This window comes from Paenibacillus sp. FSL L8-0333, assembly GCF_037965665.1.
GTDB classification, from domain to species: Bacteria; Bacillota; Bacilli; order Paenibacillales; family Paenibacillaceae; genus Paenibacillus_AQ; species Paenibacillus_AQ odorifer.
Window position 1 is genome coordinate 6818241 of record NZ_CP150186.1, and the last position, 21924, is coordinate 6840164.

Annotated in this window: 23 protein-coding genes and 1 tRNA gene; 2 read left to right on the forward strand and 22 right to left on the reverse strand. The window is 42.5% G+C overall.

All coding sequences use genetic code 11. The annotated features are described in order from the left end of the window. Positions 1-87 precede the first annotated feature (87 nt). From NYE72_RS30385 to rpsF, 6 genes are all read right to left on the reverse strand, one after another. Positions 88-1032: a D-alanyl-D-alanine carboxypeptidase family protein gene (locus NYE72_RS30385; protein ID WP_076212618.1), complete on the reverse strand. Its 945-nt coding sequence runs from the start codon at positions 1030-1032 to the stop codon at positions 88-90. A gap of 84 nt (positions 1033-1116) precedes the next feature. Beyond that, on the reverse strand, positions 1117-2835 hold the full coding sequence (gene opp4A / locus NYE72_RS30390) for an oligopeptide ABC transporter substrate-binding protein (RefSeq protein WP_326046196.1): 1719 nt from the start codon (positions 2833-2835) through the stop codon (positions 1117-1119). Between the two features lie 193 nt (positions 2836-3028). After that, positions 3029-4978, reverse strand: a complete 1950-nt coding sequence (locus tag NYE72_RS30395; protein ID WP_339211045.1) for a DNA mismatch repair protein MutS — start codon at positions 4976-4978, stop codon at positions 3029-3031. A gap of 515 nt (positions 4979-5493) precedes the next feature. Then, entirely contained in the window at positions 5494-5766 is a 273-nt protein-coding gene (gene rpsR, locus NYE72_RS30400) for a 30S ribosomal protein S18 (protein ID WP_036651767.1), read from the reverse strand. 21 nt (positions 5767-5787) lie between these two features. Beyond that, a complete protein-coding gene (gene ssb / locus NYE72_RS30405; RefSeq protein ID WP_036677780.1) occupies positions 5788-6294 on the reverse strand; it encodes a single-stranded DNA-binding protein in 507 nt (168 codons plus the stop codon). 48 nt (positions 6295-6342) lie between these two features. Next, entirely contained in the window at positions 6343-6627 is a 285-nt protein-coding gene (gene rpsF, locus NYE72_RS30410) for a 30S ribosomal protein S6 (RefSeq protein ID WP_036677776.1), read from the reverse strand. A gap of 217 nt (positions 6628-6844) precedes the next feature. Between rpsF and NYE72_RS30415 the strand changes: the two genes are divergently transcribed. Beyond that, on the forward strand, positions 6845-7042 hold the full coding sequence (locus NYE72_RS30415) for a YjzC family protein (protein ID WP_036677774.1): 198 nt from the start codon (positions 6845-6847) through the stop codon (positions 7040-7042). 368 nt (positions 7043-7410) lie between these two features. On the opposite strand, the gene NYE72_RS30420 is transcribed toward NYE72_RS30415, so the two are convergent. The 4 genes from NYE72_RS30420 to NYE72_RS30435 form a co-directional block, all read right to left on the reverse strand. After that, positions 7411-7501: transfer RNA gene (locus tag NYE72_RS30420), tRNA-Ser, on the reverse strand. A gap of 43 nt (positions 7502-7544) precedes the next feature. Further along, on the reverse strand, positions 7545-7757 hold the full coding sequence (locus tag NYE72_RS30425) for a DUF951 domain-containing protein (protein ID WP_076212627.1): 213 nt from the start codon (positions 7755-7757) through the stop codon (positions 7545-7547). Continuing rightward, entirely contained in the window at positions 7757-8797 is a 1041-nt protein-coding gene (locus tag NYE72_RS30430; RefSeq protein WP_076212630.1) for a mechanosensitive ion channel family protein, read from the reverse strand. Before NYE72_RS30430 ends, NYE72_RS30425 begins: the two co-directional genes overlap by 1 nt. Positions 8798-8818: 21 nt before the next feature. Continuing rightward, positions 8819-9064, reverse strand: a complete 246-nt coding sequence (locus NYE72_RS30435) for a DUF3343 domain-containing protein (protein WP_036677843.1) — start codon at positions 9062-9064, stop codon at positions 8819-8821. Positions 9065-9183: 119 nt separating this feature from the next. On the opposite strand from NYE72_RS30435, the gene yyaC reads away from it, so the two are divergent. Then, on the forward strand, positions 9184-9792 hold the full coding sequence (yyaC, locus tag NYE72_RS30440) for a spore protease YyaC (protein ID WP_076212633.1): 609 nt from the start codon (positions 9184-9186) through the stop codon (positions 9790-9792). Here yyaC and NYE72_RS30445 read toward each other — a convergent pair. From NYE72_RS30445 to rpmH, 12 genes are all read right to left on the reverse strand, one after another. Continuing rightward, positions 9764-10264, reverse strand: coding sequence for a DUF4446 family protein (locus NYE72_RS30445; protein ID WP_036677768.1), 501 nt, complete (start codon positions 10262-10264; stop codon positions 9764-9766). The genes yyaC and NYE72_RS30445 overlap by 29 nt on opposite strands. A 36-nt stretch (positions 10265-10300) precedes the next feature. Further along, a complete protein-coding gene (locus tag NYE72_RS30450; protein WP_076212636.1) occupies positions 10301-11446 on the reverse strand; it encodes an aminotransferase class V-fold PLP-dependent enzyme in 1146 nt (381 codons plus the stop codon). 197 nt (positions 11447-11643) lie between these two features. Continuing rightward, positions 11644-12486: a ParB/RepB/Spo0J family partition protein gene (locus NYE72_RS30455; RefSeq protein ID WP_036677764.1), complete on the reverse strand. Its 843-nt coding sequence runs from the start codon at positions 12484-12486 to the stop codon at positions 11644-11646. Further along, positions 12479-13240, reverse strand: coding sequence for an AAA family ATPase (locus tag NYE72_RS30460; protein WP_036677762.1), 762 nt, complete (start codon positions 13238-13240; stop codon positions 12479-12481). Before NYE72_RS30460 ends, NYE72_RS30455 begins: the two co-directional genes overlap by 8 nt. Positions 13241-13417: 177 nt before the next feature. Beyond that, positions 13418-14233, reverse strand: coding sequence for a nucleoid occlusion protein (gene noc, locus NYE72_RS30465; RefSeq protein WP_036677760.1), 816 nt, complete (start codon positions 14231-14233; stop codon positions 13418-13420). Between the two features lie 413 nt (positions 14234-14646). Further along, positions 14647-15372, reverse strand: a complete 726-nt coding sequence (rsmG, locus tag NYE72_RS30470; RefSeq protein WP_076099800.1) for a 16S rRNA (guanine(527)-N(7))-methyltransferase RsmG — start codon at positions 15370-15372, stop codon at positions 14647-14649. A 3-nt stretch (positions 15373-15375) separates the two neighbouring features. Beyond that, positions 15376-17262, reverse strand: a complete 1887-nt coding sequence (gene mnmG, locus NYE72_RS30475; RefSeq protein WP_339211049.1) for a tRNA uridine-5-carboxymethylaminomethyl(34) synthesis enzyme MnmG — start codon at positions 17260-17262, stop codon at positions 15376-15378. A gap of 39 nt (positions 17263-17301) precedes the next feature. Beyond that, positions 17302-18678, reverse strand: a complete 1377-nt coding sequence (gene mnmE / locus NYE72_RS30480; protein WP_038573972.1) for a tRNA uridine-5-carboxymethylaminomethyl(34) synthesis GTPase MnmE — start codon at positions 18676-18678, stop codon at positions 17302-17304. A 109-nt stretch (positions 18679-18787) separates the two neighbouring features. Further along, entirely contained in the window at positions 18788-19522 is a 735-nt protein-coding gene (gene jag, locus NYE72_RS30485; protein WP_339211051.1) for an RNA-binding cell elongation regulator Jag/EloR, read from the reverse strand. After that, positions 19519-20388 carry a YidC/Oxa1 family membrane protein insertase gene (locus NYE72_RS30490; protein WP_036677747.1) on the reverse strand — a complete coding sequence of 290 codons (870 nt, stop codon included), beginning with the start codon at positions 20386-20388 and terminating at the stop codon, positions 19519-19521. Before NYE72_RS30490 ends, jag begins: the two co-directional genes overlap by 4 nt. An 86-nt stretch (positions 20389-20474) precedes the next feature. After that, positions 20475-20825 carry a ribonuclease P protein component gene (gene rnpA, locus NYE72_RS30495; protein WP_036677842.1) on the reverse strand — a complete coding sequence of 117 codons (351 nt, stop codon included), beginning with the start codon at positions 20823-20825 and terminating at the stop codon, positions 20475-20477. Between the two features lie 289 nt (positions 20826-21114). Continuing rightward, entirely contained in the window at positions 21115-21249 is a 135-nt protein-coding gene (gene rpmH, locus NYE72_RS30500) for a 50S ribosomal protein L34 (RefSeq protein ID WP_036677745.1), read from the reverse strand. Between the last annotated feature and the right edge of the window lie 675 nt (positions 21250-21924).

Sequence of the window (21924 nt, forward strand, 5' to 3'; positions counted from 1 at the left end):
AAATGGATAAAAAGAAACAACAAATACCGACATGAATAGGGAAAAAGCACCATACCAAGTAATAATTACTGGTATGATGCTCCAAATTTAACTTCGAATTCCAAGGGCATGTATAATATATTTTACCCGTTCTCCATAATGTAAACCGCGGAAAAACCCATAATCGAACAATTTAGCAGCACCCTCAAATCGGCTGCCATAAGTCTCCGCCCCCATAACGACCGCAATAAGCCGGTGCCCCTCCCGCTGGGCTGATCCCGCAATACAATATCCCGTCTGGCTATCATATCCAGTCTTCAACCCATCTGCTCCATCGTATGCGTAAGCGCCGCCCATACCTGGAAGCATAAGGTTGCTATTACTAACATATAACCCTTTATCCTTTAATTGCATCTGTGTACGACCGGAAATATTCAGTACATCAGGATGATTATGGATTAGCGCAGCTGCCAATTTGGCTGTATCCCTCGCTGTCATCATCGTCTGGCCACCGATATGCGTAGGCTGACGAATGATACCAAGATCCTTGCTCGACAATCCAGAGGCGTTGGTAAATACCGTATTAGGAGATAAACCTAAACTACGTGCTCTATCATTCATCATAAGTACAAAAGAATCCTCTGATCCTGCCATATATTCTGCCAATGCAACTGCAGCATCATTAGCAGAATATATGGTGATGCCTTCGAATAGCTCCCTTACTGTATAGAAATCTCCTCGTTTTAATGAGAGACTCATACCTCCCATTTGACTGGCGTAAGCACTAATAGGGACTCTATCCTCCCACCTAAGGGTTCCAGAGGTTATGTGATCCAGCACAATCATTTCAGTCATTAATTTAGACACACTGGCCGGTGGCATAGGCACATCGCCGTTTATATTGACCCATATGTCTCCACTATCCATATCTAGCAGCACTGCTGAACCCGCGTCAATATCCGGTTTAAAGCCCAGTTCGATAGGCCTCCACACCGTAATTAAGACAACGACTATCAAAGCTGCACCAGCCCATATTAATATCCGTCTCTTCATCGTTGTCATCCTCCATAATATATATGACGAATGAAACAGCAATTTGATTTCACTTTTTGCGTAATTTTTTTTATTTTTTTTAATTTAGTCCTTTATCCACCATTTATTAGGCTCAATTATGGAGCCCAAAGAATCAACACGCACACCTTGTAGACGTTTATTGACAGCAGTAATGCTTTCTCTTTCCGCAAAAAAGATCATTGGAACCTCTTCATTCACTAGCTTCTGCCATTCATAATAGATTTGTTGTCGATAATCTCTATCATACGCCTTCATACTTGTGCCATCGCGAATCAATTCTTCATTCCGCTCCGAGGACCAACGTGGGTAGTTCCACAAATCATTCTCTCTCCAGAGACCTGAAGGATCAGGATCATTAGCTAATCCCCATACCCCGTTAAACAACTCAATGGACGGATCATCAGCCTCTACTGCTTCATAGAAGGTGTTGAGCTCTTTTAACGCCCCACCATTAAGCTGCACATCAAGTCCCACATTTCGCCAATCCTCCAGAATAGCAGCAGTTCGTAACTCCGCTGAATGACTGCCTAGCATAGAATCATAATGAATAACTAACTTTTCTCCTTTTTGATTCTCACGCAGCCCATCTCCATCAACATCTACAAAACCAGCCTCATCAAGCAGCTGCTTCGCTTTTTCCGGATCATAGGGATACGTATTAATCTGACTATCAGGGATCTTCGCCCAGCTTGCACTGGAAACCGGAGTTTCTATAGGCTTGCCTAACCCATGAGAAAATGATTGAATGATCCCCTCCCGATCAAGTGCATAATACATCGCCTGACGTAATCTTTTATCCGCAAATTTAGGGTTATCCATTACGATTTTTTCAGCTTCACTATCCCAATACCCAAATTTAAACCCTATATACTCATAAGCAAGCTCATTTGATTGTAAAATATTAATATTATCGAGTTTACTCAACTTTTCATAAGTATCTCGTGGAGCATTCTCTATATCAATTACGCCTTGTTCAAACAGGCTGATGATTTCCTTGTCATCAAATACCTTATACAACACACCATCCAATAAAGCCTTACCTTTATAGTATTGATCAAAGCGCTTCATCTCCACCCGCTGGCCAGGTTCAATAAGGCTCACCTCAAAGGGGCCAATCCCAATCGGATTTTTTCGCATCTGATCACTCTCAGGCATATCCTTAACAACGACTCCAGTATAATATTTTTTATTCATCGGATACGGCCATAGATTATCAATCGTATTTACGCGGGCAGCTGTCATTGTTATTTTCAAAGTATAAGGATCTATAACCTTAAGACCTGTTATATTCTTTGCCTCACCTTTATGATAGGCTTCCGCACCTTGAATCATTTCCACACTATAATAACGTGATCCGGTGTAGTCTGGACTAGCGATAGTCTCCATCGCAAATTTCCAGTCCTCTACGGTCAGTTCATCTCCATTATGCCAACGGATTCCCGGTTTGATTTTAAAGGTAAATATTCTATGATCCTCGGACTCCTGCCAAGTGGCGATATTAGGAACCGTTGATAAATCATCATCTATCGTAAACATGGCCTCAGTAATAAACTCCAGCACATGAAAATCATCTTCACCTTCATAAAAAGCAGGCTCAAAGAAGCCCATAAACGGCGATGAGTATCCATAAGTAACTACTCCGCCAGTCTGTGGCTTTTCGACCACCTCATTGTGATGTAAAGATAATGAATTACTGCTGGTACCTGCTCTGCTGCATGCTGACAATACAGTAGTCATCACGAGCATTGTTAACAAGAACCCGCATATCTTCTTATTCTTCATGTGTTCCTTCCCTTCTCTAGTTGAACGTATATCTACATTTAAGCTATGGAATAAATATTTACTGTAACAAAGTTTTAGAATGGTTACAATAACTTCTAAGCTTTAGGCCTATACTCCTGCTTGAATTTACGCATATTTCATAGTATTTATAAAAAAAGAGGGACCTACCTCATAGGCAGATCCTTTTATTACATTATTCTTCATCCTTATGCGTAATTCTCAGGCCTTCGACATGCTTACGCTGCATCAATTTCCGCTTTTTACGGGTATCCTTGCTCTCAAAAATTATATCAAAGTCATATTCCTCAGGGTACAGCTCATCTTTGGATAGATATGGCTTTAAACGTTTATGATTAATCCGCATTTTTTGCTTCTGGATCATCACTCCGACCATTCCTAAGTGATCTTTTTTCTCATAAACAATTCCTATCCGCCCCAGTGAAGTTACAAGAACGGCATCACCAATTTCATACTGGGTCTGCTTCTCCTTATCGCTCAGTGATTCCACAGACTTTTCTTCTTTTTCAAAATCCTCTATAACAGGTGCAGTCTTCCCTTTCTCTCCCTCTTTGCTAAAAAGACTTGCCCATGCCGACCCATCACCTTTCTGCAGCCTTTGCTGCTGCGCCTCAACGATCTCCCACGATCGCTTGATAACGTTATCCTGGATACCCAGCTTTTTAGCAATTTGCAGAGCATAACTCTCCCCCGCTTCTCCGATAGTCAGACGATACAACGGCTGCAGCGTTTCTTTGTCGAATTCCATTCGTGCATTTTGAAAACCGGCTGTCGCAGCGGCAAAGGCTTTTAGCTCGTTAAAGTGGGTTGTGACGATAATATTCGCCCCTTTACGGCTCAGCTCTTCCAGAATGGCGATTGAGAGGGCGATTCCTTCCCCAGGGTCTGTACCTGCCGCCAGCTCGTCAATGAGCAGCAGCACCCCTTTAGAGGCATCTCTCAGCATTCCCTCAATACTCTTCATTTGTGCCGAAAATGTACTGAGTGATTGGGCCAAACTTTGTCCGTCTCCGATTACACTGATCACATCCGTAAAGACCGTAAACTCACTCCCCTCCTCGACCGGAATCAACAACCCCGATTGAGCCATGAGGGTCAGCAGCCCGAGGGTCTTGAGCACCACCGTTTTACCGCCTGTATTTGGACCTGTAATGATTAGGGATCTATATCCCTTCCCTATCTCCAGGCTAATTGGAATCATGCCCTGCAGCATGGGATGCCTGCCTCCGTTCATCCTTAGAAAACCCCTATCATTTAGAGTAACCTCAGATGCTCCCAGCGTTCGTGCGTATTTTGCTTTGGCAAAAATAAAATCATAGGTGCCTGTAACCTCGATATTTAGGCGCAGTGCAGTTTGTTCCTGTTCTACCATGCTGGTCAGCATACTGAGGATCACAGCTTCTTCACGTGCCTCTTCTCCTAATAACAAATCCAGCTCAATCTGCATGGAGGCGATCTCATCTGGTTCGATGAACACCGTCTGTCCACTTGTGGATTGATCAAGTACCGATCCCTTTATTTGCTTATGATACTCCCGCTTTACGGGGATAACGTAACGTCCACCACGCTGACTATAAATATTCTCTTGCAAAATCGATTGATGGCGCGACATGATCCCGTCGATTTTTTTATGAAGACGTTCTTTAGCTACGCCAATCCGTTTACGAACCCGCTCTAACCCCTTACTAGCTCCATCATCAATCGCCCCAAAGCGGATACAGCGGTCAATTGCTTCCCGCACATGATTTAATTCCAGCAGCGAGGAAGCATAAGCAGCAATCCGGGGAGCACTTTGCTCTTTAGAAGCCATATATTTGCGCAATTGACTACAGCTCTTTAGAAATGTAGCCACTGCAGTGAAGTCTTGCTCACTGTACAGATATCCAGTCCCCATTAGTGACATGATCCACTCAACCCCCTCTAATGAAGGAATCGGTACACTGGACCCCCGCTCCAGCAGCTCTTTAGCTTCAGACGTTTCCTCCATCGCTCTTTGAATGGAAGGCAAATAGGTCATAGGCATAAGCTCTTCTACAGTTTTCTTTCCTACATAAGATACCGCATGACGGCTAAGCTCGGTTTTAATAATTTCGTATTCCAACGTGTTTAGACTTTGTAAATTCACAGCAAATCCTCCTTATTGAACTAACTATTTTTTGGAACAAAATCTCCCTAACGCAAAAAGGACAAAGAATGCCACTATGGCAGTCCTTGCCCTTCTTTTTATGCTATTGTTCTCTGGCGTTTTAAGGTCCCCCTATAAAAGCCAGGGTGGCCGAAAAACAAAAAAACCGTGCTCTAAGAGCACGGTTAATTACAAAGAGAACAATAGCCGTAAAGAGGCCATATGACGCTTCGTGTGTTCTTAACTAAATCATCCACCGTTAGGAACAACAGACATCTGTGCGAGACGGACTCAAATAGAGCACGCAAACGCCAAAAGACGAGCCTGCTAAAGCCTTCCTAATCCAGTGTTATGAAATTGCTAGTTAAGAACGGTCACCAACATCAATATTTCCCCTTTTATTATAGGATAGCTGTAATTTAACACATTCCAGATTGAACGTCAAACATAATCCGCACGCTGGCTTTTCACAACAAAAAAAGCAGCCAGTTTCCCGACTGCTTCTATAAAACGTCCTATTCCGTTGTGTAAGGAAGCAACGCGATTTGACGCGAGCGTTTTACAGCAATGGTAAGAGCGCGTTGGTATTTTGCACTTGTACCTGTTACACGGCGTGGCAAAATCTTTCCACGTTCGCTGATGAACTTCTTAAGAAGTTCAGTATCTTTATAATCAATGTGAGTAATCTTGTTCACAGTGAAAAAGCAAACTTTTTTACGCTTGTTGCGTCCACCACGACGTGCTGGTCTTTTGTCGTTGTCAGCGCCTTCTCTTGGTTTAAAAGCCATATTCTTTTCAGTCCTTCCTAATTAAAATGGCAAATCATCATCCGATATATCAATCGGTTTACCATCGCCCGAAAAAGGATCTTGAGTATTGTTGTTACGCGAGAAATTATTGTTGTTATTTCCGCGTCCAGCGTTACCACCGCCACCATATGCTGGCTCTTCAGGCATACTACTTGCACCACTTGAAGTATTTCCACCTTCACGGCTTTGTGAAGATTCCAGGAAACGAACATTATCAGCAATAACTTCAGTTACGTATACACGTTTACCTTCGTTATTCTCATAGTTCCGCACTTGGATGCGTCCTTCCACTGCTGTCAGACGACCTTTGCGCAAATAATTGGCACAGGTTTCTGCTAGCTGTCTCCAGGTAACAACCGGGATGAAGTCTGCCTCACGTTCACCGTTCTGGCCCGTAAAGTTACGATCTACGGCAAGCGTAAATTGAGTTACGGCAACACCAGCGGGAGTATAACGAAGTTCCGGGTCACGGGTCAACCGTCCGATCAAAATGATACGGTTCAACAATTCTGGTCCCCTCCTTTAGAGCGATTCATTACAAAGCTTGTCAAGATCTTAAGCAACGTCGTTCGTAATGAGATAACGAATAACTTCGTCAGAAATCTTCATAAGACGTTCTAATTCAGTAACTACTGCAGGTTCTGCATTGAAGTTAACCAAAACATAAACGCCATCACGGAATTTCTTGATCTCATACGCAAGACGGCGTTTACCTTGCACTTCGTGCTTTGTAATTTCCCCGCCATTGGAGATGATGCCTTGGAATTTATCGACTGCTGCTTGAACAGCTTCTTGTTCAATGTCAGGACGAATAATGTACATCACTTCATATTTGCGCATAATTTTCACCTCCTTATGGTCTGAGGCCCCTAATCACGTCAGGAGCAAGGAACGAGCACAAACATAGACTCGCACCTGATTAATATACCAAAACGAGCAGCAGAGTGCAAGCAATATTAATACCGGACAACCCTCCACCCTCTTTTTACATGAAAAAAACCCTACCTGCGCACAATAATCTGTGAATTCATCTGCACTTAAGGAAGGAGCGATAATGATGGGCGAAAAGACAGAATATGAAAAAGGCGACAAAGCCCCCAATCCAGGCATGTATACAGAGGTAGGTGAAGCGCGAAGCTTCCATACCGAAATTCAGAATCCACAGCATATTAAAATGGAAAAAGGGGACACCTTCCCCGAGACCAGTAACAAAAATCGGAAGTGGAAAAAGGTTGAAAAAGCACGTGTACATTAATTAATAATAAATGTGTATAAAAAAACCGACATTACACCATACTATTCTCAGGCAGTACAAAAGAGAGGTGTGGTTCCGTTGGCCGTCGTAGACGAACACAATCACAGGATATCTGATTCAGCATCTATTGTTAGCTGGGAATAGTAGTGGGTTATTGTCTAAAAAGCAGTAACCTCAGCAACGCCTAAATCACTTTAGTCGCTATATACAGAGAAATTCCAACATCATTGATGTACTGCCTCTTAAAGAAGGACCCGAAAGGGCCCTTCTTTTTGCATGTTATGATCTTTTGCAAACAGCTCATTGGACACAAAAAAACCTCCGTTACAGGAACGAAGGATTCATTAAAATGTTATATTATGCTGAAGTGGCGGAGAGGGTGGGATTCGAACCCACGCACGCTGTGACACGCCTAACTGATTTCGAGTCAGCCCCCTTGGGCCTCTTGGGTACCTCTCCGCAGCAAAAATAATTGTATCATGCAGACATGCCATTTGCAAGCTTAATTATTGTCTGTATTTCCCTCTGCAGAACGCAGTACCTTCTTCATATTCTTCTCGAATTTCGCCCGGGGAATCAGAACACTGTGCTGACATCCTGTACACTTAATGCGGATATCCATCCCCATACGAATGATCTCCATCTCATTAGATCCGCAAGGATGCTGTTTCTTCATCTGTACAATATCTCCAAGCTTAAAAACTTTACGTTCCACTACCCTTCCCCCTTTTTCCCCTCTTGTGTAGCTGCGATTTGGCGTCTTGATCCAGTGTCAGGCGTATCCGATACTTCCTGCTCATTTTCTGTTTTTCCCATTTCAATTTCAGCCTTTGCTTCTTCTTCTGCCTTCAAACGAGCTTCCTCTTCGGCTTGAGCAGCTTGAGCCTGCTCTAGACTGCTTAGTTTCTCTAGTGCCTGCTTAATATCATTCTGAATCTGTCTCTCCGCAACCTCTTTTGCATTGGGTAAACAGCTAGCCGCTATACGAATTACATATTCCGAAGTACTCATGGACTGTATACCGAGCACATTAGGATAAGCAAGCACATTAGAGTTACGCTCTTCTATTCCCTTTAACGCTTCTCCAATCAAACCTAGCGTGGCCTCCAAGCTGCGCTCCATTTTTACAGGAACATCAACTACAGCCAATGCATTCGAGAGAGAGTAATTGGTCACGTTCGTGATTAATCCATTCGGGATAATAAATACTTCTCCAGTTGTGCTTAACAGCCTGGTTGTTCGCAGTCCGATTAATTCTACAGTTCCTTTATAGGTACCTGTTTGAATCACATCACCCACTGCAAATTGATCCTCTAAAATAATAAAGAAACCTGTAATAACATCCTTCACCAAACTTTGCGCCCCAAAACCTACTGCTAAACCAAGTACACCCGCTCCAGCCAACAATGGTGCCAAATCGAAGTGGAACTCAGAAAGCACGAGCATGATCATCACAAAATTACAGATAACTGTCACTACATTTTTCATCAATTCCCCAACCGTAGTAAACCTTCGTGTGTTGGACAGAAGTCTGCCACCGGTTTTACGCTCAAGCGAACGATCAATAATATTAGAAACAATTTTAATAATAACCCGGGTTAAGAGAAAAATAACAAGAATCCGTAGACCCGCAAATAATACATCCGCCCACATATCAGCATCGGTAAACCAATTCCACACCTTATCTTTAAAGCGAATGGCATCTTTTAATGTATCCGCACCGGGTGTATCAGCCTCCAGTATCCACATATTCATCGCATGTACTCCTCCCTACCCCTAAATCAGTATGTAGTTCTCGTTGTGTTTTCCGTAGATGCCGCGTATTTCTATTTCTTGCTCAACTATAATCTTTTTTACCTCTTCCAGCGCATTTTGAAAAAACTGAATTGAAATTGCACAGCCTGCGGTGATTTCCTTCGGAGTTGGAAATATATCAATTTCTATTTCAGCATACTCAAGCAGCATTTCAGCACGAAGCGCCTGCTGGGTGGAGTCAAACGCTATTAACATCTCATCCTGCATATACGTCAAGCCTCTCCATAGGTTTATCGTCCTATCTCTTGCTGCTGTAGTATAAAACCCCTCTTCTATCCATATACTAGATACCAACAAATAGAATCACCTTTAGAAAGGAAGATGGTATGAACTCCTCATCCAAGGCTACAGCAACGCAAGAAACGTCCTGTTTAAAAATATCACATACAGATCCCGATATCTATTCCGCAATTACTCATCGGCTACTTTTTCACTTTTCACGCACGCGTCCAGAGACTCAAATTATCGTCATCTGTGTAGGCACTGATCGCTCCACCGGAGATTCTCTCGGTCCTCTTGTTGGTACTGCATTATCCCGTTTTCATAGCCCGTTGTTTCATTTATACGGTACCCTTGAGGAACCGGTTCATGCCGTCAATCTTGAAGAGACTTTGTCGCTAATTAATGAAAAATATAATAACCCGTTTGTCATCGGAATAGATGCCTGCTTAGGTCACTCTACTAGTGTTGGCTGCATCCAAGTCGTTGAAGGCCCCCTCAGACCAGGAGCTGGCGTAAATAAACAATTGCCGCCGGTTGGGGATATCCATTTGACTGGAATCGTTAATGTCGGCGGCTTTATGGAGTATTTCGTATTGCAGAATACACGGCTAAGTCTAGTCATGCGATTATCTGATATTATCGCTACAAGTCTATATTCTGCTTTAAAACAATGGAACCTACATGCTACTTCTGCTGCAACGCGAGAGTTATAACTTCTTTTTCTTCCGGCGATAAGGCATATTGTGACTCCCCATTTTGCATAGGCTTGGAGTAAATATATGAGTTCTCACGATTATGAAGGCTGGTTAATACAATGCCACTGCTATTGTCATCCAGAATAGCCACCGAGAAGCTCAAATCATTACCACGTTCACCGAAGGCATTATAACGCTTGAGAGCGATATTTGACTTCATACCGCGGATTTTGACTTGGGTAGCTTCTATCAACGCTTTTTGCTCACGTTGTTCTTCTTCCAGCATGTCGCTTTGGTTCTTCAGATCAACCAGAAGGCCTTCCAGATCCTCCACACCGCTTCCTGCCATCATGGCCTCATATTTGCGCCGTATAGTCCGCAGCTTAGCTCCCTGGGCGATTACAGTCACTATCAGTACTAGCATAATTACTACGAAACCAAACACAAACCACTGCAACTGTTCATTAATTAATTGATTCATTTCAGACATGAATGGACCATCCTTTTTATTTATCTGCTGCGGGCATCAGCCATATAACTCATCCATAGCAGCTAGCATTCTGCTTATATTATGCTCTGTTGTATCTACGCCTACACTCGCCCGAACAGCACCACTTTCTAGTGTATCAACAGCCTTATGTGCCAGCGGGGTACAATGCATACCCGCTCTGACGGCTATTTTATACTCACGATCTAGACGGTGGGCTATATTCGCCGATTCTTCCCCATCCACTACAAACGACACAATTCCAGTTCTCGGAGCCCCTAATGTGGGTCCTAATAGTTTAATGTTTGGAATATGGGACAACCCCTCCATCAGCAGTTGAGTCAGCTTCCACTCTCTTTCGTGGATAACGTTTGTCCCTATCGATTTTACCTTTTGAACACCGGCTAGTAAACCAGCAATTCCTACCGCATTTTGCGTTCCCGCTTCATACCGATCTGGGCGAACAGAGGGTTGTTCACTATTCTCAGATTGACTGCCTGTGCCTCCATGCATTAAGGGCTCGAGATCCAATTTAGGTGATATATAGAGTCCACCAGTCCCTTGTGGTCCAAGCAATCCTTTATGCCCAGGAAAAGCTAATAAGTCAATATTCATCTTTTTCACATCAATATCAAGCGAGCCTGCACTTTGAGCAGCATCCACTAGAAATATAGCACCCTTTGCTTTAGTTAGATCTCCGATTTCACCAATGGGAAGTATACTACCTAGTAAGTTGGAGCTATGATTACAAATTACCATTTTAGTGTTTGGTCGAAACGTTTTGCCCAATTCCTTCAAATCCAATTGACCCGCCCGATCCACCTTCAGATAATCAACACTTATCCCTAGTGACTTACGTAAATATTCCAAAGGTCTCCGCACAGAATTGTGTTCAGTCATTGTAGAGATTACATGGTCCCCTGCTTTGAGCGTACCTCTAATCGCCATATTTAATGACATCGTAGTGTTTTGGGTAAACGCTATGTCTTGTGCATTAGAAACCCCAAACAACTCCGCCAGCAAACTCCGGGCTCTCACCAACACCCGTCCGCTTCCCATGGCCAGCGAATAATTTCCTCTGCCAGCATTTGCTCCCGACTGCAAAGCATTCATCATCGCAGCTGCCACCTCTGGAGGTTTAGGCCAGGACGTAGCCGCATGATCCAAATATACGAAGTCTTCCATAACCCCGCTCCTCGTCTCATACTCTTTTTCATTAAGAAGAAATAACGTTGTCACCCTTTATTGATAATAACCTTATCTGTAGAAAATATAAGGATAATATTCAGCTCTACTTTATACATCCTTATATTTTGAAAAAACATACCCCTACTTATCCGATTACGGATAGCTCAGGATATGTTCTTGGCATAGATACCCATTTAGTTACCCAATAATTCCAACAGTCTTTCTAAGTCCTGCGCACTGTAGTAATTCAGTTCAATCTTCCCTTTTTCCTTACCTTGTTTTATCTTAACCGTTGTTTTAAACCGTTCACGCAATACTTCCTCTACATTATCAATATAGGGATCACGTTTAACAACTTTAATCTTTGTACCGTTCGTTGGCTTTCGATCCAGATTTTTCACCGTTTCTTCAAGCTCTCTTACGCTCCATTGCTGTTCCACGCATTGTTCAGCCAATTGTTTAATAACTTCCGGATCTTTCAAGGCAACAATAGCTCGCGCATGTCCCATAGACATTGTTCCACGTGAAACATATTCTTTTACTTCTTCCGGTAAAGTAAGCAATCTTAGGAAGTTGGCGATGTGTGATCTGGACTTCCCAACTTTCAGAGATAGCTCTTCTTGTGTGAGTGAAAATTGATCCATCAAACCTTGATAAGCAACTGCGATTTCCATTGCGTTTAAATTTTCACGTTGCAAGTTCTCAATCAGGGCGATCTCCATAACCTGTTGATCACTTAGATTTCTTACGACTGCTGGAATCGTAGGTTTACCACAGTATTGCGAAGCCCGGAATCTGCGTTCACCGGCAATGATTTCATACCCCTTCAAAACACTCCGTACAATGATCGGTTGAATCACGCCATGTTGTCTGATGGATTCAGCCAATTCCTGGATTGCTTCTTCATTGAAATCCTTGCGTGGTTGATAAGGGTTAGCCCGTAATTGAGCTAATGGGATTTCTACTACCTTATCATCTTCATTAATAGATAAAGAAGGAATCAGAGCATCCAGACCTTTCCCTAAACGTTTACTCATAAGAAATCACTTCCTTTGCCAACTCTAAATACACTTCTGCTCCCTTTGAGCGAGGATCATAAGTAATAATGGATTGTCCATGAGACGGTGCCTCACTTAAGCGGACATTCCGAGGAATGATAGTTCTGTAAACTTTTTCCTGAAAATACTTTTTAACCTCTTCGATGACTTGGATCCCTAGATTCGTACGGGCATCCAACATGGTTAATAGTACTCCCTCTATTTTTAAATGCGGATTAAGATTTTTTTGCACTAGACGCACAGTGTTTAAAAGCTGACTCAACCCTTCGAGCGCATAATATTCACATTGAATCGGAATGATTACCGAATCAGCAGCTGTAAGGGAATTGATCGTCAAAATCCCAAGGGATGGAGGACAATCAATGATGATGTAGTCATAATTATTTTTAACCGCATTTAGGGCTTTTTTCAATTTCAACTCTCTGGAAATCGTTGATACTAATTCGATCTCCGCCCCCGCTAATTGAATAGTCGCTGGAATGATGTGCAGTCCTTCATTTTGAGTTTCAAGTATCGTTTCTAGAGGATTTACTTCATTAATGAGAATGTCATATATACAATTCGCTACGTCCGCCTTGTTGATGCCAACGCCGCTGGTAGTGTTGCCTTGAGGATCGATATCAACTAGAAGCACTCTTTTTCCTAATGTAGCCATACCGGCACCTAGGTTCACAGAGGATGTTGTTTTACCGACACCGCCTTTTTGATTTGCTATGGCAATAATCTTGGACACTAATTTCACCTCGAATAGTTAGGAAGAATCTTCTCGTAGAACGCAAGTACAAACGGCCAAACCCTGTTCTTTTAATAGGTAGAAACTCTAAAATGCAGGATCGAGCAATACACCCTGATTTAAGTCACACAAAAGGCGGCCAATCACTTTAAGGCCGCCTTCAGCTTTTGAAACAATTTATCTTTTGGGGATTTGGATTACAATCTCGTAATGGTCACCACGGTCATTTTCTGACGTTTTGATTTCCATACCTGAGCCTGACACCATATCAATAGATTGACGAATTGTATTAAGAGCTAGACGAACATCCTTGGTATAGGAGACCCGTTTTGACTTTTTAGTTTGTGAAACTTGTTTATAGAAAGCAATACGAGCTTCCGTCTGTTTAACATTTAATCCTTTTGCAATAATCTCTGCCAAAACTTTTAATTGCATTTCCACACTATCCAGTGATAAGAGTGAACGCGCATGTCTTTCGGAAATCTGACGTTCCATCAATGCTGTCTTAACCTCTTCAGGTAAGTGGAGTAAACGAATCTTATTCGCTATAGTCGACTGACTCTTGCCTAAGCGTTGTGCTAAGCTTTCTTGTGTTAATTGATGAAGATCAATTAACTTCTGATAAGCGACAGCTTCTTCTATGGAGGTCAAACCTTCACGCTGTAGATTTTCTATGAGCGCAATAGATGCAGCCTGCGAATCATTGAACTCACGGACAATAGCAGGGATCGTCTCTAAACCAAGCTTTTTAACTGCCCGCCAGCGCCGTTCACCTGCGATGATCTCATATATAGAATCTCGCATACGGACAACAATAGGCTGAATGACACCATGAGTTTTAATTGTCTGACATAACTCATCAATTTTGTCATCATCGAATATAGTCCGTGGTTGGTAAGGACTGCTAACGACCTCATGAACTGGTATTTGTTTGATTTCTTCTCCGCTGCTCCGCTCGTTAAACCCAAATAGCTTGGTAAATTGTTCTTTCATTCCGTTCATAACCACCTAATTTCGTTATAGTACGATCTTCTTGACCTTCTTCACGGAAAGCATATCGTACAGCAATCTAAAACATTCTGATATTATGGAATTACCTGTAATGAACAGGCATCATAATCTCTCCTTCTTTCGAACAAGAGTACAGAGAAGGAGTTATATACAAAATTAAAGTCTACTATGCTATTCTATCACTTTTCTCTACATAATCATATTCTCCGTAAAGACCTATTTTTCCTGCATTTTTACAGGTGCACAACCAAATCAGCTTATAAATCTAATTTTCATCTAAATTGATATTTATCGATTTTTGTTATCATCATCTTCATAAAAAAAGAGCATTCCCTTTGTTCAAAGGGAATGCTCCTAAAGGAACTTTGAGTATCGGCAATGTTTCACGTGAAACATTATTTCATCAATGGCGTTTTGGCAGGAATTCCCGCTTTTCTTGGATATTTAGCTGGTGTTGCTCCTGTCTTACGGATCATAACAATATGTCGATCCGACTCCTCCACTGGTAAGCTGAACGACTCCACTTTGCTGAGTTCAGCACGAAGCTCTTTTAAGCTGTACTTAGCTTCGCTTAATTCCTCTGAAGGATCGCTGCCCTTCATTGCAGCGAACACCCCATCTTTGCGTGTGAAGGGAAGACAAAATTCATTCAATAAAGACAGTCTTGCTACCGCACGTGCTGTAACCAAATCATAGGCATCACGATGAGTGAACTTGCGCGCGACATCCTCTGCCCGCCCATGGATCAATTGTACATCAGTTAATCCCAATGTCGTACTTACATGCTGCAGAAATGAAATTCGTTTATTGAGCGAATCAACAATCGTTAGCTTCAAATGAGGAAAACATATTTTAAGTGGAATTCCTGGAAACCCAGCTCCTGAACCGATATCTGCGAGATTGGTGATCTCGTTAATATCAAGGAAAAAGGCTAATGAAATAGAATCATAGAAATGCTTCGTATATACCTGCTCTCGCTCAGTTATACCCGTGAGATTCATTTTTTCATTCCAGGTTACGAGTTCCTTATAATACAGATCAAATTGTGCTAACTGTTCTGCTGTAAGGGATATACCTCGTTCCTGTAATAGTTGTGTGAATTGAACTTCCGTATTATCCATAGCTTATCCTTTCGCCGCGGTTACCCGGTTGTAATGCTCAAGATATACAAGAAGAATGGAAATATCAGCAGGTGTAACTCCCGCAATCCGAGAAGCCTGCCCGATAGAGATCGGGTGAATCTTAGTCAGCTTCTGCCGCGCTTCCATCGCTAATCCATGGATTTCATTATAATTAATGTCATCTGGAATTTTTTTCTTCTCCATCTTTTGCAGGCGCTCCACATGTTGAAGTTGTTTTTCTATATATCCGGCATATTTAATTTGGATTTCTACTTGCTCTTTCATTTCTGCATCCAGCATCTCTGGTGATGGTGATACTTGATCAACAAAACTATATACAAGCTCTGGGCGCCGCATCAGAACTAGCAAATTACTGCCATCTACAATAGGTGCCGATTCATATTGCGCTAGTACTTGGTTTACATCAACAGGTTTAACCTTTGTTTCTTGCAGACGAACAATTTCACGCTCCACCCGTTCTTTCTTATCTGTGAAGTTATCGAAACGCTCCTGTGTGATCAAACCAATGTCGTAACCGATAGGTGTAAGTCTTAGATCTGCATTGTCATGGCGAAGCAACAAACGATATTCTGCACGTGAAGTAAGCAGACGGTAAGGTTCATTCGTTCCCTTAGTCACGAGATCATCAATGAGTACACCAATGTATCCCTGTGAACGATCTAGAATTACGGGTTCTTTGTCTTGCACTTTGCGTGCTGCATTAATTCCAGCCATAACCCCTTGGCCTGCTGCTTCCTCATAACCGGAAGTGCCATTGATTTGTCCAGCAGTGAACAGACCTGGAAGACGTTTAGTTTCAAGAGATGGCCATAGCTGTGTAGGAACCATTGCATCATATTCAATAGCATAGCCGTTACGCATCATCTCTACCTTTTCCATACCGGGGATGGAACGTAAGATAGCTAGCTGTACATCCTCAGGAAGACTAGTGGACAGACCTTGTACATAGTATTCCGATGTATTTTTTCCCTCTGGCTCTAAAAAGATCTGATGCTTAGATTTATCACTGAATCTTACGACCTTATCTTCTATAGAAGGGCAATAACGTGGGCCAGTTCCTTCGATAATACCTGTGAACATTGGCGCACGATGAAGGTTATTATTAATAATCTGATGAGTAACCTCAGAGGTATACGTTAACCAACAAGGAAGTTGTTCGTTATCGGATGATTTCGTTTCGAACGAAAAGAATTTCGGTTCATCGTCACCTGGTTGAATTTCTGTCTTAGAGAAATCGATCGTATCACGATGTACACGTGGTGGAGTACCTGTTTTAAAACGCACCAATTCAAACCCAAGCTCCCGCAAATTCTCAGAAAGCTTCACGGATGGCTGTTGATTGTTAGGTCCACTTTCATATGTTAGCTCACCCATAATCACTTTACCGCGCAGGTAAGTACCTGTTGTCAGGATAACAGTCTTACTATGGTATTCGGTGCCAGTCTTCGTAACTACACCTACACAACGTCCATCCTCAACGATTAAACGCTCAACCATCCCTTGACGAAGTGTCAAATTAGGCGTTTTCTCCATAGTTTCCTTCATTGTATGTTGATAAAGGAATTTATCAGCTTGTGCACGTAAAGCATGTACTGCTGGTCCTTTACCTGTATTCAGCATACGCAGTTGAATGAATGTCTTATCTATATTGCGGCCCATTTCTCCGCCAAGCGCATCAATTTCACGCACTACATGTCCTTTGGCAGGTCCGCCTATGGACGGATTGCAGGGCATGAATGCAACCATATCCAGGTTAATTGTGATCATTAACGTACTGCAACCCATCCGGGCTGCAGCCAGTGCTGCTTCACAGCCAGCATGACCAGCGCCAATGACGATAACGTCATAGTTGCCTCCATCATAACTCATGTCCTGTTTCCCCCTTGAAATTATATTAAATCGTGAATCTTATTTTCCTAAACAAAATTGTGAGAATATTTGGTCTAACAAAGAGTCAGCTGCTGTATCTCCAATAATTTCCCCAAGCTGTTCCCATGCGAGCCGTACATCGATTTGAATCATATCAATCGGTATATACTGTTCTGCAGCATCGTATGCGTCTTGAAGTGATTTATAGGCTTTTTTGAGCAGGGCTATATGTCTCACATTACTCACATATGTCAAGTCACCCGATTCCAGCTTTCCACCAAAAAAGAGTGTCGAAATGGCATCTTCAAGTTTGTCTAGACCTTCCTCTTCCAGAACGGACATCGGTACAATGTTAGACTCCTCAAAAAACGAGAGCAACTTATCCTTATCCAGTTTGGACGGTAAGTCCATTTTATTCATGATTACTAGGCACTGTCTACCGTGTATTTGTTCCATCAATGCCAATTCATCCTCATGCAGCTCTTCATTAGCATTCAGCACAAGTAGAATCAGGTCGGCGTCACTAACTGCCGCTTTGGAGCGCTCCACCCCAATTTTCTCAACAACATCCATCGTTTCGCGAATTCCCGCAGTATCGAGCAGCTTAAGCGGTATATTATTTATCGTTATAAATTCTTCTATTACATCACGTGTTGTTCCCGGAATATCTGTTACAATCGCTTTATTCTCACGAGCTAATGCGTTTAGCAATGATGATTTACCAACGTTCGGACGTCCGACAATAGCTGTCGTAATCCCTTCACGAAGTATTTTTCCTTCATTAGATGTCTTAAGCAGCTTTGTTATTCCCTCCATAACCTCACTGCTTTTGTCTTTAATAAATTCAGCTGTCATGGATTCTACATCATGTTCTGGATAATCTATATTCACTTCAATATGAGCCAGCATCTCAATAAGTGTGTGGCGTAAAGCATGAATCCGATCCGATAAGGATCCGCTAACCTGTTTTAAAGCTACAGAAAAAGCCCGGTCAGACTTAGAGCGAATCAGATCAATAACAGCCTCAGCCTGCGATAAATCGATACGTCCGCCCAAGAAAGCACGCTTGGTGAACTCCCCCGGCTCGGCTAACCTTATCTCCTGCTGCAGAAGTAAGTCCATCACTCTTCTTACAGAAATCACACCGCCATGAGCACTGATCTCTACTACATCCTCGGTCGTAAAAGAACGTGGTCCTTTCATAACGGTTACCAACACTTCTTCCATCTTCTCTCCGCTATCAGGACTGACGATATGTCCGTAATGAACGGTATGCGATTCCGCTTCAGTTAATGGAATTCGGCTGCGAAATAATGGTGCCACTTGGGAAATAGCCTGTGGGCCACTTACCCGAATAATAGCAATTCCTCCCTCGCCTAATGCCGTCGATACGGCAGCAATGGTGTCACTAAGCATGCTGTTTTTCACCCCAAAACTTATATTTTTTGAATAGAAACGTTCTTTTATTTTTAAAAAAACAATGACCCCTTACATTGGTCAAGGAGTCATTGCATCCATATAGTCTTTACTTCAAGGTTATAACGACGCGGCGATTTGGCTCTTCGCCTTTACTGAGGGTACTCACTTGCCGATGATCCTGTAACCTGGAGTGGATAATCTTGCGCTCCTGAGGAGACATTGGCTCCAATACAACCTCTTTACGAGTGCGAACTACACGTCCGGCTAAACGATCAGCCAGCTCTTCAAGCGTTTTTTTACGGCGCTCACGGAAGTTCTCTGCATCTAACACAAGCCGTATAAAACTGTCGGAATAACGGTTAGCTACAATATTAGCCAAATACTGTAGAGCATCGAGAGTTTGTCCTCTTCTGCCAATTAACAGTCCCAAATCTGGACCGGAAATTTGCAGAATCGTGGATTCCTTGGTGTGGACGATTTCTACCTCCACTTCGAGCCCCATGCTCTTAGCGACATCCACAATGAAATGAACGGCTTCTTGGTAAGCTTCCTCCACCGGTTGTCCGGAATCTTGGCGTGGCACACCGCCGATGGCCTCCTGTTTGCTCTCTCTTGCTGACTGTTGAGGCAGTGACGGAGCACTCGCCGCTGATGCCGGTGCGGCTTCGGCTATCAAGGTTAGTTCAACCTTGGCACCTTTCGCACCGATCAATCCCAGGAATCCTCTTGATGGCTGCTCAAGTACGTTGACCGTTACCCGGTCCTTTTGAACTCCAAGCTGGGTTAGTCCCCGTTCTACAGCTTCTTCAATGGTTTTCCCTGTTGCGACGACTTTGCTCATTTTGACTTTTTGGCTCCCTTCGATGACTTGTTACCGCCTTTGCTCTTCGGAGCAGGACTGGAGTCATCTGTACTTTTTACAGCACTTGCGATTGCCAATTTGTGTTTATCATTGTTGCGGTATAAGAAGTAGTTCTGAATAATAGTGTAAAGGTTACTGTACACCCAGTATAGTGGCAAGGCTGCAGGGAAGTTGTACGACATAACGAAGATCAGAACTGGATAGATCATCATCATGAACTGCATTGGCCCTTGTTGTTGCACTGGATTCATTTTGGTCATCATTCTAGTTTGAATAAATGTTGTTAATGCTGCTAGCACTGGTAAGATAAACAGATGATCCGGTTTACCTAGCTCCAGCCACAAGAAGGTGTGCTCCCGCAAATGTGGATTATAGTAGATCGAGTTGTAGAGAGCGATAAAGATAGGCATTTGAACGATCAGCGGTAAACAACCCGCCATTGGGTTAACCTTGTTTTCTTGGAACAAACGCATTGTTTCTTGCTGCACCTTTTCAGGTGTGTCTTTATATTTTTTCTGGATCTTTTGGAGTTCCGGCTGAATGGCTTGCATTGCACGCGAGCTCTTCACCTGTTTAATAGTAAGCGGAAGAATCAACGTGCGGACAATAATAACCATCACAAGTACGGCTAAACCATATTCTCCGTTAAACCAATCTGCAAACTTGTCCAAGGCAATGGCGAAATAATACACTACATTACTTTGCCAGAAGCCTCCATTCTTCAAATCCTCCGTAGTGTGCGTAACAGCAGTCGACGGAGCGCATCCCGACAGAACAGCTAACGACAACACCATTACCGTGATGAGGAGAAACCATTTTCCTCGTCTAGTCTTCATTAGAGACACTTCAAAACCCCTCTCTTAAACATTCCATTCCACCGTAAATCATACCATAATTATGAATACAAATAAACAAGCCTCTTAAGCACCCTTTATTTGCGGGAAGCCTTGAGTAGCTTGGCTTTACGAAGCACATGCAGCACACTTTTTTCGAGCTCTGCATACTCCATGGAAAGCGCTCCTTTTCTTACGATAAACACCATGTCTAAGCCACCTGCAATCTCGGGTTCATGGTGACGGACGATTTCCTTAACTAATCTTCTCATACGGTTACGGACAACCGCGTTTCCGACCTTTTTGCTAACAGACACACCTACTCTAAATCGCTCTACCTCTTTTTTGCCAAACCAATACACTACAAATTGATGATTCGCAAATGACTTCCCATGGCGGTATACACGACTGAAGTCGGCACGGTTTCGTAAACGTAACTTTTTGTGCACGGGAATCTCCTTCATAAAAATCCGGTTTAAGTGTCCCTCCGAATTTTTTCTTCTAATAGTATAGGCATTTGCAAGCAGCCATAAACGACCACATTTGCTGTGCTGAAATTAAGCTTCTATATATAGTAGGAAAAATAATTTCAACTTCTCACAAAATATTTCTCAATATACGTTAAATAGCCCCGCAAAGTGTAGCTAGCGCATTAAGCGAGATCCTAGACTTTTGCAGAGCAATAATAATAAAAAGCAGTAAAAAAAGACCACCGCAGTGGTCCCTTAGTGGCCTAACTTACGCACTCAAAACTTTTCTGCCTTTCAAGCGGCGAGCTGCCAGCACTTTACGGCCGTTTTTCGTGCTCATTCTTTTACGGAAACCGTGAACCTTACTACGTTTGCTCACATTTGGTCTAAATGTCGGTCTCATAATTGCACCTCCCTTACAGGAACTTAATTACTGTCATATAAGCAGAAACGGACTAAGCCGTCCTTATAGTAGGGACAGTATCTACAAGAATCATCATTTTTATATATCGAGACATATCCTTACAGAAAACACCTTTATATATTTAAACATATTTTATGAGCAAAAGTCAACCTAGTAACCGGCTTGTTCCTCCCCCTCAAGCTCAGGTGTTTATCCACAACTCTCCCCAGAAAAAAAGTAATCCACAAGATATGACAGTTATCCACCTGTGATCAAAAAATAAAGTCGACTGCTCACAGTTGAGCACAACCTGTGTATAAAATTATCGAACCTTTGGCGTAAAGTGTCGAACCGTAAACAAATTATCAACAATATGTAGTGGTGTTCCTAATAATTGTACACAAGTGCTTGAATTTGTGGATAAAATAGCCCTGCTCATTGAAAAATAAGGGGCGTTTTGCTATGATGGTATTACTTTTGAATGTGAATAGATTTGTTTGTTCTCTTAATTATCAACAAGCTGTGGATAAAGTTGTGAACAAATCAAATTTATCCATATTTTTTTGTCTCTTCATATTGCCTACTGGGGATAAATATCAGCACCAACCTATTTTCTTCGACATTTCCACTTCATGGCTGATGCCACATTTGGAAGATTTAAAGGAGTGACAGTCT

Coding starts and splice junctions, on each gene's coding strand:
- rpmH (WP_036677745.1), bottom strand. CDS start 21,249: ATGAGACCGACATTTAGACCAAATGTGAGCAAACGTAGTAAGGTTCAC.
- NYE72_RS30455 (WP_036677764.1), bottom strand. CDS start 12,486: ATGAGTAAACGTTTAGGGAAAGGTCTGGATGCTCTGATTCCTTCTTTA.
- NYE72_RS30415 (WP_036677774.1), top strand. CDS start 6,845: ATGGGCGAAAAGACAGAATATGAAAAAGGCGACAAAGCCCCCAATCCA.
- mnmE (WP_038573972.1), bottom strand. CDS start 18,678: ATGCTTAGTGACACCATTGCTGCCGTATCGACGGCATTAGGCGAGGGA.
- NYE72_RS30435 (WP_036677843.1), bottom strand. CDS start 9,064: ATGCAGGATGAGATGTTAATAGCGTTTGACTCCACCCAGCAGGCGCTT.
- jag (WP_339211051.1), bottom strand. CDS start 19,522: ATGAGCAAAGTCGTCGCAACAGGGAAAACCATTGAAGAAGCTGTAGAA.
- opp4A (WP_326046196.1), bottom strand. CDS start 2,835: ATGAAGAATAAGAAGATATGCGGGTTCTTGTTAACAATGCTCGTGATG.
- NYE72_RS30450 (WP_076212636.1), bottom strand. CDS start 11,446: ATGGAAGACTTCGTATATTTGGATCATGCGGCTACGTCCTGGCCTAAA.
- yyaC (WP_076212633.1), top strand. CDS start 9,184: ATGAACTCCTCATCCAAGGCTACAGCAACGCAAGAAACGTCCTGTTTA.
- mnmG (WP_339211049.1), bottom strand. CDS start 17,262: ATGAGTTATGATGGAGGCAACTATGACGTTATCGTCATTGGCGCTGGT.
- NYE72_RS30445 (WP_036677768.1), bottom strand. CDS start 10,264: ATGTCTGAAATGAATCAATTAATTAATGAACAGTTGCAGTGGTTTGTG.
- rpsR (WP_036651767.1), bottom strand. CDS start 5,766: ATGGCTTTTAAACCAAGAGAAGGCGCTGACAACGACAAAAGACCAGCA.
- NYE72_RS30385 (WP_076212618.1), bottom strand. CDS start 1,032: ATGAAGAGACGGATATTAATATGGGCTGGTGCAGCTTTGATAGTCGTT.
- rpsF (WP_036677776.1), bottom strand. CDS start 6,627: ATGCGCAAATATGAAGTGATGTACATTATTCGTCCTGACATTGAACAA.
- rsmG (WP_076099800.1), bottom strand. CDS start 15,372: ATGGATAATACGGAAGTTCAATTCACACAACTATTACAGGAACGAGGT.
- NYE72_RS30430 (WP_076212630.1), bottom strand. CDS start 8,797: ATGAATATGTGGATACTGGAGGCTGATACACCCGGTGCGGATACATTA.
- noc (WP_036677760.1), bottom strand. CDS start 14,233: ATGAAAGAACAATTTACCAAGCTATTTGGGTTTAACGAGCGGAGCAGC.